The organism is Pseudoalteromonas sp. DL-6 (assembly GCF_004328665.1).
GTDB lineage: Bacteria > Pseudomonadota > Gammaproteobacteria > Enterobacterales > Alteromonadaceae > Pseudoalteromonas.
Genome location: NZ_CP019770.1, coordinates 541,522 through 553,321 on the forward strand (window position 1 = coordinate 541,522; position 11,800 = coordinate 553,321).

At 40.1% G+C, this 11,800-nt stretch carries 13 protein-coding genes; 10 read left to right on the top strand and 3 right to left on the bottom strand.

The genetic code is table 11. From position 1 onward, the window contains the following. Positions 1 to 10 precede the first annotated feature (10 nt). Positions 11 to 355, top strand: coding sequence for a four helix bundle protein (locus B1F84_RS02495; protein WP_131690486.1), 345 nt, complete (start codon positions 11 to 13; stop codon positions 353 to 355). Between the two features lie 32 nt (positions 356 to 387). Here the strand turns inward: B1F84_RS02495 and B1F84_RS02500 are convergent, their stop codons facing one another. Beyond that, entirely contained in the window at positions 388 to 1,770 is a 1,383-nt protein-coding gene (locus B1F84_RS02500) for an MBL fold metallo-hydrolase (RefSeq protein ID WP_131690487.1), read from the bottom strand. Between the two features lie 815 nt (positions 1,771 to 2,585). Here B1F84_RS02500 and B1F84_RS02505 point away from each other — a divergent pair. Further along, positions 2,586 to 3,752 carry a nucleotide sugar dehydrogenase gene (locus tag B1F84_RS02505; RefSeq protein ID WP_131690488.1) on the top strand — a complete coding sequence of 389 codons (1,167 nt, stop codon included), beginning with the start codon at positions 2,586 to 2,588 and terminating at the stop codon, positions 3,750 to 3,752. A 184-nt stretch (positions 3,753 to 3,936) separates the two neighbouring features. On the opposite strand, the gene B1F84_RS02510 is transcribed toward B1F84_RS02505, so the two are convergent. After that, entirely contained in the window at positions 3,937 to 4,860 is a 924-nt protein-coding gene (locus B1F84_RS02510) for a manganese-dependent inorganic pyrophosphatase (RefSeq protein ID WP_131690489.1), read from the bottom strand. Positions 4,861 to 4,977: 117 nt separating this feature from the next. Here B1F84_RS02510 and B1F84_RS02515 point away from each other — a divergent pair, with 117 nt between their 5' ends. Continuing rightward, a complete protein-coding gene (locus B1F84_RS02515) occupies positions 4,978 to 5,478 on the top strand; it encodes a hypothetical protein (protein WP_131690490.1) in 501 nt (166 codons plus the stop codon). Between the two features lie 13 nt (positions 5,479 to 5,491). After that, complete coding sequence (mutM, locus tag B1F84_RS02520) at positions 5,492 to 6,301, top strand: bifunctional DNA-formamidopyrimidine glycosylase/DNA-(apurinic or apyrimidinic site) lyase (RefSeq protein ID WP_131690491.1); 810 nt, start codon at positions 5,492 to 5,494, stop codon at positions 6,299 to 6,301. 45 nt (positions 6,302 to 6,346) lie between these two features. On the opposite strand, the gene B1F84_RS02525 is transcribed toward mutM, so the two are convergent. Continuing rightward, on the bottom strand, positions 6,347 to 6,694 hold the full coding sequence (locus B1F84_RS02525) for a four helix bundle protein (protein WP_076919872.1): 348 nt from the start codon (positions 6,692 to 6,694) through the stop codon (positions 6,347 to 6,349). Positions 6,695 to 7,116: 422 nt separating this feature from the next. Between B1F84_RS02525 and rplM the strand changes: the two genes are divergently transcribed. From rplM to B1F84_RS02560, 6 genes are all read left to right on the top strand, one after another. Next, positions 7,117 to 7,545: a 50S ribosomal protein L13 gene (rplM, locus tag B1F84_RS02535; RefSeq protein WP_008110876.1), complete on the top strand. Its 429-nt coding sequence runs from the start codon at positions 7,117 to 7,119 to the stop codon at positions 7,543 to 7,545. Positions 7,546 to 7,553: 8 nt separating this feature from the next. After that, entirely contained in the window at positions 7,554 to 7,946 is a 393-nt protein-coding gene (gene rpsI / locus B1F84_RS02540; protein ID WP_024600778.1) for a 30S ribosomal protein S9, read from the top strand. A gap of 198 nt (positions 7,947 to 8,144) precedes the next feature. Then, the gene (locus tag B1F84_RS02545) at positions 8,145 to 8,492 is read left to right on the top strand and encodes a four helix bundle protein (RefSeq protein WP_076919915.1); all 348 of its coding nucleotides are present in this window, start codon (positions 8,145 to 8,147) and stop codon (positions 8,490 to 8,492) included. A 684-nt stretch (positions 8,493 to 9,176) separates the two neighbouring features. Further along, positions 9,177 to 9,767 (top strand): ubiquinol-cytochrome c reductase iron-sulfur subunit, encoded by a 591-nt coding sequence (gene petA, locus B1F84_RS02550; protein WP_010390661.1) that lies wholly within the window; start codon positions 9,177 to 9,179, stop codon positions 9,765 to 9,767. Continuing rightward, complete coding sequence (locus B1F84_RS02555; RefSeq protein ID WP_010390662.1) at positions 9,767 to 11,032, top strand: cytochrome b N-terminal domain-containing protein; 1,266 nt, start codon at positions 9,767 to 9,769, stop codon at positions 11,030 to 11,032. The genes petA and B1F84_RS02555 overlap by 1 nt, the downstream gene beginning before the upstream one ends. Further along, positions 11,029 to 11,772 (top strand): cytochrome c1, encoded by a 744-nt coding sequence (locus tag B1F84_RS02560; RefSeq protein WP_076919873.1) that lies wholly within the window; start codon positions 11,029 to 11,031, stop codon positions 11,770 to 11,772. The genes B1F84_RS02555 and B1F84_RS02560 overlap by 4 nt, the downstream gene beginning before the upstream one ends. The last annotated feature ends 28 nt before the right edge of the window (positions 11,773 to 11,800 follow it).

Below are 11,800 nucleotides of genomic sequence, written 5' to 3' on the forward strand. Positions count from 1 at the left end.
AGGAATGGTTATGAGATATGAAAATTTAGATGTATGGAAAAAGTCTTTCTCATTAAGTTTGTTTGTATACCAAACTTTTGCAGCTTTAAAGGATTATGGTTTAAAAGATCAAATGTGCCGTAGTGCTGTTTCAGTGCCTAGCAATATTGCAGAGGGCTATGAACGTTGTTCTGACAAAGAAAGAGCTTATTTTCTTTCTGTAGCTAAAGGATCTGTCGGTGAATTAAAAACTCAGCTAATGATTGCTTTTGAGTTAAGTCATATTAATTATGTGCAAACAGAATACGCTTTACATGAATGTGAAAGTATTGCGAAAATGTTTGGTAAATTGATTTCTATAATTAAACATGCATGATAACCCCGAACCCCGAACCCCGAACCTAAAACCTATCCCTTGCCAATTTCAACCTTCACTTCATCACCCAACACTTCCCTATATTTTGTAGCGAGTGCATTTTTAGCGTCATCATCGCCATGGACTATTTTTATATGGTGAGGCTTTTTGCGCATGCCGGTTACAAATTTAATTAATCCCGCTTGGTCCGCGTGAGCACTGTAGCCGCTTATGGTGTGTATTTTGGCGTTTATATTAATGCGGGTATTATTAATAACTACATAGCCATTTTTTGGGCCGTAGGTTTGTATATCACGACCTAAAGTCCCGCGTCCTTGGTAACCTACAAAGAGTACGTCGGTGGTTTTGTCGGTTAAAAATCGCTCTAGGTAGTTAACAATTCGCCCGCCGGCGCACATGCCGCTTGCAGCTAAAATAATCGCCGGTGTTTGGCGTGTGGCTAAGTAATTTATAAGCGCAAGGTGTTCGCTGTGGGTGTTTATTGTAGTGAGGTTTTCAAAGTCGAGTGGGTGGCGCCCTTTAGCTACTTTTTGTTTTGCCTCTTCATCCCATAAATATTTAAATTTTCGGTACTGCTGAGTAAAGTTAGCTGCCATGGGGGAGTCGAGTATTACTTGTATTGTGCGCCAAGGTGAATTTTTTGTAGAGGCATGAATAAGCTGTTCAAGTTCGTATAACAGCTCTTGTGTACGGCCTATACTAAATGCAGGTACAAGCACGACGCCATTGTCGGCAACAGCGCGCTCAATCACGGCTTTTAAGGTTTGCGTACGTTGTTTTCGTCCTTGATGGTTTTTATCCCCATAGGTTGACTCAATAACTAAAGTATCTGCTTTATAAGGGGCTTTAGGGGCGGGTAGTAAAGGTGTGTAGGGCGCGCCTAAATCACCAGAAAAAACCACCCTATGATTATTGCTCGCTTTATAAGGAGGCGTGCTTATGTCTATTTCAATATAGGCGGAGCCTAAAATATGCCCTGCTCGTTGTAGTCGGGCTTTCGCTGTGTGTTCACCCTTACAAGGAAGATCGAACCAAGTTTTAAAATCGATTTCGACAATTTGCTGTTTAAGTAACCTTAAGCAAGTGTCTATTATTTTTTGATCGCGCGTAACGCCCACTTTTAATGCATCTTCAATGACTAGTGGCAGTAAACTTGCTGATGCAACAGAGGTAAATATAGGCCCTTTAAAGCCAGCCATTAATAAATAGGGGATTCGGCCAACATGATCGATGTGGCAATGGGTGACGATCAACGCGCGAACTGTGTCTATATTAAATTCAATATTAAGATCATCAACAGAATCTTCACCTTGAAATAGCCCGCAATCAATTAGAAAAGAGCTTTGATCGTTTATTATCAGCTGGTGGCATGAGCCTGTTACGCCATTTACCGCTCCGTGGTGAAGTATTTGCATTTTATGTCCTTATGTTTTGGCTGCAGGCCACGGGTTACGTGTTCCGGCTCGAAGCTCAAAGCTCGAGACTAGCACCTAGAGCCTAACGCCTTTATTTTATAAGTAAATATAGCAGGCAATTAATAGTTTGGAACTTTAGCGGGTTACCATAGCAAAATTGCGCGAGGTGCTAGTAAAAACCTAGATCCTAGAGTTGCTTTTCAAATATGCCGTTTAGCTTTTGCTCTGGGTTCATCCCGCATCTTTTAGTGATTTTTTACCACAGAGCTCACAGAGTGCACAGAGGAAGTGATAAAAGATAAAGAGCAGTGATATTAGAACTTAGATGCAAGCAATGGATTTCTCGGTGTAGCGCGTTGCGCCTCGGTGTTCTCTGTGGTTCAAAAAAATTAAAACACTATTTACCACAGAGGCCACAGAGTGCACAGAGGAAATGATTAAAGACATGTTTTATTTGCCTTGTCTTCTCTGTGTAGCGCGAAGTGCCTTGGTGATCTCTGTGGCAAGAAATGTTTTGTAGGCGGGGCTTTATGCCGTACAAGTGTTTGGTTAAGAGTGGAATGTTAAAGAGTACGAGCTAGGGGCGCGATTTAAAATTTAGTCGTGAAGCAAGGGGGTCTCACTTTCGCTCACTTCTCTCTCAGTTCATGCATAACTTAAATGGGTTATATACTAAGTTGCTAAGAGCGCATGATGATTTAGAGGTGCAATGTAAGGAACAAAATTATAAACAAAAGAGCTTCTTATTTGCCAATAACTTAGCTTTAACTATACTTTTGTTATTCATAGCATTACTTTTTATTTTAAGGCTACTTATGAAGATAACAGTGGTGGGCACGGGTTATGTTGGTTTATCTAATGCAATGTTGTTAGCACAACATAATGAAGTCATTGCATTGGATATAGACGAACAAAAAATTGCGTTATTAAATAATAAGCAGTCCCCCATTGTTGATGATTACATTAGTGAATATTTACAGCGAAATGATTTAAATTTCACTGCTACAATAAATAAAAATCAAGCGTATACAAGTGCTGATTTCATTATTATTGCTACACCTACCGATTACGATACTCATACGAATAACTTTAACACTAGCTCTGTTGAGGCAGTTATAAAAGATGCACTCATGTATAACTCCGATGCGGTAATAGTAGTTAAATCAACGGTGCCTGTGCGCTTTACTCAGCGAATAAAAAAGCAGTTTGGTATTGATAATGTGTTATTTTCACCAGAATTTTTACGTGAAGGTAAGGCTTTGTACGATAATTTATACCCATCACGAATTATTGTCGGTGAGCAAAGCGAACGCGCTACTGCATTTGCAAATTTGTTAAAGCAGGGCGCTATAAAAGAGAATATAGAGGTTCTTTTTACTGACTCAACTGAAGCTGAAGCTATAAAGCTTTTCTCTAATACTTACTTAGCGATGCGTGTTGCTTATTTTAATGAGGTAGACACCTATGCTGAATCACATAATTTAAATAGTAAGCAGATCATAAAGGGGGTGGGACTCGACCCTCGAATTGGCGAACATTACAATAATCCCTCATTTGGTTATGGTGGTTATTGCTTACCAAAAGACACTAAGCAGCTATTGGCTAATTACAAAGATGTGCCAAATAATATGATAAGTGCGATTGTTGATGCCAATACTACCCGCAAAGATTTTATTGCAGACTCAATTGTTAAACGTAATCCAAAAGTGGTGGGTATTTACAGGTTGGTTATGAAAACCAACTCTGATAATTTTAGGGAGTCAGCCATTCAAGGGATTATGAAACGTATTATGGGCTACAACATTGAAATGATTGTTTATGAGCCTGAATTGAAAGATGATGTGTTTTTTAATTCACGAGTAATCCGTGATTTAAATGAGTTTAAACAACTTTCAGATATTGTTGTGTCTAATCGAATGGTTGATGAGCTGAGTGACATAACAGATAAAGTATACACACGCGATTTATTTGGTAGTGATTAAAATATCGTTAAAGGCTTAAGGCCACGGGCTGCTGGTTACGAGCGACGAGTTAGGCACCTAAACCCTAAAACCAAATACTGACGCGGGGTGAACCCGCTGCTACAGGCATAAAAAAACCTTGCGACACTAACCGCAAGGTTTTTAAATTTCTCGAACCTCGAACCTCGAACCTCGAACCTCGAACCTAGCCCTTAAAAGCGTCTTGTAGTGGGGGTACTACTTGCTTTTTACGGCTTAATACGCCGTCTAGCCATACTTTACCGTCTTCTGGTTTTTCACCATAGGCTTGCTCAACTAGGCTAGCATCGTCTGATGCAATTAGCATTTGTGACCCTTCTTTCATAATGTCAGTCAGAAGTAAAAATACGGAGTGACGACCGCCTTCTTCTTTAAGCTTCGCGATGTCGGCTTCAAGGTCGGCTTTAATCTCGTCAAATACCGCAAGGTCAATAACTTCTAACTGGCCAATACCAACGAGGTTGCCGTTCATGTTAAAGTCTTTAAAGTCACGCATTACTAAGTCACGTATTGGCGTATCTTCAACGGCTGATTTAACGCGAAACATGTCCATGCCTAGTTCTTTAAAGTCTTCAATGCCTGCAATTTCTGCAAGCGCTTCAACACATTTAATATCGGCCGTAGTACAGGTTGGTGACTTAAAAATAACCGTGTCGCTTAAAATGGCGCAAAGCATAATGCCGGCAATGTCTTTAGGGATCTCAACGTTGTAGAAGTCATACATCATTTTAATAATGGTGTTTGAACAACCAACAGGGCGGATCCAACACTCAAGCGGTGTCGATGAGGTTAAATCACCTAGCTTGTGATGATCTACCACGCCAACAACGCGAGCTTGGTCGATATCATCAGGCGCTTGGGTTTTTTCTGTGTGGTCTACAATATAAACGTCTTCGCCAGCGTAGCTAAGTTTTAGCTCAGGTGCTTCAAAACCGAATTTATCTAAAATAAATTGTGTTTCTGGTGAAACTTCACCTAGGCGAGTTGGGATTGCTGGTTCATCAATTTGGTTTTTTAAATAAGCCAGTGCAATTGCACCACATATTGAATCTGAATCTGGGATTTTATGGCCCACTACATACATTGACATGACTAAACTCCTTAAAATTTGCCGATATTCTAGCAAAGTCTTTGGGTTTTAACATATAGACAGTGTAATTAAGTTTTGGTTACACTTTAAATCGATATTATTAATTGGAAGACCCACATGCAACTCGGCCGAAAAGGTTGGAACAATGTTATTATTTTTTCGATGTTGATTATGATCTTCTTTTTAAATGGGCTGCATAAAAACATAGGGAATGATGAAACACAGGCGCAATTGCAGCCACTACTTCCTCCTCAAAGTTTTGTATTAACACTTAAATTTATCGACCAAAAAATTGAGCGTATTGGCACTAGTTGGCGTACTACTGCTTTGCAAAAGAATGTACCGCTTAGCTGGCAAGGTTCAGAGCAGCAACTTAGTGAGCTAGTTTATTTATGGCAAAATACCGCGCTGATGACCACCATCACACCTGATGCGCTTGATATGAATAAGCCACTATCGGTAGCCATGTTTGAACTCGCCGGTGAGCCCCTATCTTGGGTGTACTTATTATTTGAGGCGAATGGTCAGTATTATCTATTCGATAAAACCAGTCAGCGATTATTGTTGCTAGATTTAACTACTGCAAAACAATTATTTCCAAGTTTTACCTTTTCATAAGTGAGTTTTATTAATGCCTGAATTACCAGAAGTAGAAGTTAGCCGTATGGGCATTACCCCCCATGTACTAAACCAAGTTGTGACTAAGGTAAATATTCATAATGCCAGTATGCGCTGGCCTGTGCCAGATGAGGTGTATCAACTTGAGGGGTTAGTGGTTAGCAGTATTGAACGACGTGCAAAATACTTATTGTTAGAATGCGAGCTAGGCTCGGCTATATTGCATTTAGGTATGTCGGGTAACTTGCGGGTTGTGAACGCCAATGAGCCACTTAAAAAGCATGACCATGTTGAGTTTATTTTAGCTAATAATAAGGCGCTGCGTTTAAATGACCCCCGTCGCTTTGGTTGCTGTTTATGGCAAGCCCCCAATGAAGAGCATAAGTTACTTGTTAAATTAGGCCCAGAGCCACTCACCGATGACTTTTTTGCTAAACGTGTTTATGAGCAATCTCGTAATAAAAAAGTGCCTGTTAAGCAGTTTATTATGAATAACGCCGTGGTGGTGGGGGTCGGTAATATTTACGCTAACGAGTCGTTATTTAAAGCAGGTATCGATCCGCGAAAAGAAGCCGGTAAAGTAAGCCTAAAACGCTACCAAGCGTTAATCCCAATTATAAAAGACACCCTAGCCGCAGCAATTACTCAAGGCGGCACAACGTTGAAAGACTTTGCCCAAAGTGACGGTAAGCCAGGCTACTTTGCGCAACAGCTATTAGTGTATGGCCGAAAAGGCCAGCCTTGTGTAAATTGCGACACAGCACTAACAGAAATTCGTTTAGGCCAACGTAGCACCGTTTTTTGTGAGGTGTGTCAGAAGTAGAGAGTAGCTGTCAGCTGTAAGTTTTCAGCTGTCAGTTAAGACTGGTTACTCACTTGTCTTTATTTTTGCTATCAAGCTTGTTAGCATTTTTGATAGTTGAACAGTTTCATCTAGCCAAGACTTGCCTATGTCAGTATTAATATAGCTAATATCGATGCCAATATATATTTGGGTTCTTGCCTCAGCAAGCGAAGAGCGAGCGATATCTAAAAAGCGTACTTTTTCTTTATCGCTCTCTCTTGTCATACCCTCAGCTATATTACTAGGAACAGATAAACTAGAGCGTGTTAATTGATCTCTAAAGTTAAAGTCTTTGATTGGTTGTGTATTTTTATAAATATTAGCGCTAAGGCGGGCTGAACGCTTCCATACCTCTAAGTTTTCAAAGTTCATAACGCAAAATCCCTATGCTTAATTTTTAAAGTATAGTTGAGATTTTATTAACAAAAAATAGTTACTTTCACAAAGAAAGTACTTTTTTCGAATCTAAAATTATAATTAGCTTTTCTGACCGCTGACCGCTGACCGCTGACCGCTGACCGCTGACCGCTGACCGCTGACCGCTGACCGCTGACCGCTGACCGCTGACCGCTGAGTAATAACTTTTCTTGCGGAAAAAACAACCGGCCGGTAGCAATGTAGTTTAAGTGCTGGTATACTCCCGCGTCTGCCACGTTGCGTTCTATGTCCTCATATAGTTTAGCCACTTGTGAGCGGCGAAAAAGTCTAAAACTCGAAGGGGTTGTAGCATACTTAGAGCGGTAGTTAATAATAACTACCTGTGGTTTTAATTGAAAAACATTGGATTTTTATAAATGAAAACGTTTGTTGCTAAACCAGAAACAGTAAAACGTGACTGGTACGTAGTTGACGCTGAAGATAAAACTTTAGGTCGCATCGCTACTGAAATCGCTCATCGCCTACGCGGTAAGCACAAAGCTGAGTACACACCACACGTAGATACTGGTGATTACATCATCGTTATCAACGCTGAGAAAGTTACTGTTACTGGTAACAAATTCAAAGATAAAGTGTACTACGCTCACTCTGGTTTCCCAGGTGGTCTTAAGTCTACTACTTTTGATAAACTTCAAGCTGCAAAGCCTGAAATGATCATCGAAAAAGCTGTTAAAGGCATGTTGCCACGTGGTCCTTTAGGCCGCGCTATGTTCCGCAAACTTAAAGTTTACGCGGGTACTGAGCATAACCATGCTGCACAACAGCCTCAGGTTCTAGACATTTAAGGAGCACTATCATGGCAAATCAATACTACGGTACAGGTCGTCGTAAAAGTTCAAGTGCTCGCGTATTCTTACGCCCAGGCACTGGTAACATCGTAATCAACAAGCGCTCTTTAGAAGAGTACTTTGGTCGCGAAACAGCACGCATGGTTGTTCGTCAAGCTCTTGAGCTTGTAGACATGACTGAAAAATTTGACCTTCACATCACCGTTGCCGGTGGTGGTACTACTGGTCAAGCTGGTGCTATCCGTCACGGTATCACTCGTGCACTTATGGAGTTTGACGAGTCATTACGTCCACAACTTCGTAAAGCAGGTTTCGTTACTCGTGATGCACGTAAAGTTGAACGTAAGAAAGTGGGTCTTAAGAAAGCGCGTAAGCGTCCACAGTTCTCAAAACGTTAATTTTTACGTTATCAAGAATTCAAAAACCCAGCTTATGCTGGGTTTTTTGTTTTGTAGCTATAAGATTTTGCTTCAAGGTTCAAGGTTCAAGGTTCAAGGTTCAAGGTTCAAGGTTCGAGCTATAAATTTGATCTAAGCTTTGTGTCTTTCTTATTTTACAGTTATAAGTTAAGCATGTTTCAGCTGACTGGTTATGTTATGAGGTTTGAAGATTTAAGGGTATGGCAACGTTCAGCCGATTTAGCTTGCGAGATTTATTTACATTTTAAGCAGAGCAAAGAGTTTGGTTTAAAAGATCAAATAACACGATCTGCACTTTCAATTTCTTCAAATATAGCAGAGGGTTATGAACGAATAACTCCTAAAGATTATATTCGATTTTTATCATATTCTAAGGGGAGTTGTGGAGAATTACGCTCTCAAATTTACATTGCATTAAAAATAGGTGAAGTTGATACGACAAAGGCTGGTGAATGGGTTGAAGAGACTCGTGAACTTTCCCGTATGATTTCAGCATTGATGAAATCAATCGATGCTTGGGATTAAGAGGTTCAAAATTAAATATTCATTCAAAAATATATGAGTATGTTTGACCTTTAACCTTTAACCTTTAACCTTTAACCTTTAACCTTTAACCTTTAACCTTTAACCTTTAACCTTTAACCTTTAACCTTTAACCTTTAACCTTTAACCTTTAACCTTTAACCTTTAACCTTTAACCTTTAACCTTTAACCCTTAACCCTTAACCTTTAATTCTCCCCTTACGACTAATGTCGACATTAGCTTGATCAAAATCGGCAAAGCATGCGTATTTATTGAACGAAAGCTTAAAAATGACCGACTAACGCAAAAAAAGTTAAATAATTATCGCAATTAGTTTAAATCCATCAGTTAATTGGTGAATTTTTTTGCTACAATTGGCGGGCAAATAAAGTGAATGAGTTTAATGTCGCCAAATTCAGTTGTTACTGTACTTAGTTGGTGAGATTGTACTTGTTTACAAATTGTTTTTACGGAAGCGATACTATAGTCATTTGGTTTCATACTCGAGCTTACTTAATCAACTATTTGAGCAAGTCAGGTTTATTCGAGCAGGAGGCTGTGAATAACCTTGTTTTAAACAAGGGTTTTAATTATGATCGTTTCTCTTTTAAAATTCGAAAAATTAACCTGCTGTAACTGATGTTCTCAATATAGCAAGTGTTGAGAATCATAGTGGAGATAAGTGGATGAGCAATGCGCCTGTAGACAATGGCCGACGTCGCTTTTTAACCATAGCTACCTCTGTTGTTGGTGGTGTTGGTGCGGCTGGGGCTGCTGTTCCTTTTATTGCGTCTTGGAATCCAAGTGAGCGAGCTAAATCTGCGGGTGCGCCTGTAGAAGTAGATATCAGCAAACTTGAGCCAGGACAATTAATACGTGTCGAGTGGCGTGGTAAACCTGTATGGGTTGTATCACGGACCCCAAAAATGCTTGAGCAGATGAAAGAACATGAAGGTCAACTTCGTGATCCGCAATCGCAAGAGCCACAACAATTAGAATCATCAACCAATGATTTTCGTTCATTACGCCCAGAGATTTTTGTCGCTGTAGGTATTTGTACGCATTTGGGTTGTTCACCTAGCTTTTTACAAGGTGGCTTTGGTGAGAAAGTGGAAGGAACTGATGACGGTTTTTACTGTCCATGTCACGGTTCTAAGTTTGATATGGCTGGCCGTGTATTCCAATCGGTACCTGCACCATTAAATTTAGAAATTCCACCATATACTTTTCTTGATGAGACCACTATTTTAGTGGGCGAAGAACAAGGGGTGGCCTAATGTTTGGTAAAATTGTTGAGTGGATAGACGACCGTATCCCAATGACACGTGTTTGGAACATGCACATTGCACAGTATCCAGCACCGAAAAACTTTAACTTCTGGTACTTCTTCGGCTCTCTAGCTATGTTAGTACTAGTAAACCAAATACTTACAGGTATTTGGTTAACGATGAACTATGTACCATCTGCTGAAGGTGCATTTGCATCAGTAGAATACATCATGCGTGATGTAGAGTACGGTTGGTTATTACGTTATTTGCATTCAACGGGTGCATCTGCGTTTTTCATCGTTGTTTACATGCACATGTTCCGTGGCATGATCTACGGTTCTTACCAAAAACCACGTGAATTACTGTGGTTATTCGGTATGTTCATTTTCTTAGCCCTAATGGCTGAAGCGTTCATGGGTTACTTATTACCATGGGGCCAAATGTCGTTCTGGGGTGCACAGGTAATCATTTCATTATTCGGGGCTATCCCGGTTATTGGTGATGACTTAACACTGTGGATCCGTGGTGACTATGTAATTTCAGGTGCAACGCTTAACCGCTTCTTTGCATTACACGTAATTGCACTGCCATTGGTTATTGTTATCTTAGTATTTTTACACATTGTTGCACTACACGAAGTGGGTTCTAATAACCCAGACGGTATTGATAACAAACGTAAAAAAGGAACTGTGGCTGAAGAAGACAAGCCTAAATTTAAGTTCCATGAATACTACACTGATAAGAAAGACATTATTGATGCGATTCCGTTCCACCCTTATTACACAGTAAAAGATATTGTGGGTGTGGTTGGTTTCTTAATCTTGTTCTGTTGGGTTGTGTTCTTTATGCCTGCTATGGGTGGTTTCTTCTTAGAAGCGCCAAACTTTGAAGCAGCTAACCCACTTAAAACACCAGAGCATATTTTCCCTGTTTGGTACTTCACACCATTCTATGCAATCTTACGTGCAATCCCTGACAAACTAATGGGTGTTGCTGCAATGGGTGCATCAATTGTCGTGCTAGCATTATTACCTTGGATTGACCGTGGTTCGGTTCGTTCAGTTCGTTACCGTTGTGGTTTCCACAAATGGAACATTGCAGGTTTTGTTGTTACTTTCGTTCTTTTAGGTTGGGTTGGTGCTACACCACAAACTGATTTTAAAACGATTGTTTCGCAAGTCTGTACTGTGACTTACTTTATGTTCTTCGTACTGTTATTTGTTTACAGTAAGAATGAAAAAACTAAGCCATTGCCTGAGAGGTTAACGAAATGATGAAAAAGCTATTAATAGGTTTATTTGCTTTATCAGTAAACGTGTTACCTGCAATGGCGGCTGGCCCGTCAGTTCCTCTAATGGAAGCGGGTAACGATATATCTGATCAACCTTCTTTGCAGCGTGGCGCAAAGTTGTTCATGAACTACTGTCTTGGTTGTCACCAAATGCAGTATCAACGTTATGAACGTACTTTCCGTGACATTGGTATTCCAACAGAGATTGGTCAAGAGCAACTTATTTTTGATGGTTCAAAAGTGGGTGGTCATATCCTTAACGCGATGGCAAAAGAAGATGCTGCAAAATGGTTTGGTGCGGCTCCGCCGGATCTAACTAATGTTGCGCGTGTGCGTGGCAGTGATTGGATTTACACCTACTTAAAATCGTTTTACAAAGATGAATCTCGTCCGTTTGGCGTAAATAATACGTTATTCCCATCGGTGGGTATGCCACATGTTCTTCAAGAGTTGCAAGGTGTTCCTACTGCAATTACTGAAGAAGTAACAGTAGATGGTAAAACAACCACTCATATTACTGGTATAAAAACAGATGGTACGGGCGAATTAAGTGTAGATGAATATGACCAAGCAGTTCGTGATTTAACGAATTTCCTAGAGTATGTAGGTGAACCTACACGTCTCGAGTCGGAAGCGCTAGGTATTAAGGTAATCGGATTTTTAATTATCCTATTTATCTTGGCATTTATGCTGAAGAAAGAATACTGGAGAGATGTTCATTAAGTTTGAACATATTTAAAGGTAATTTTGC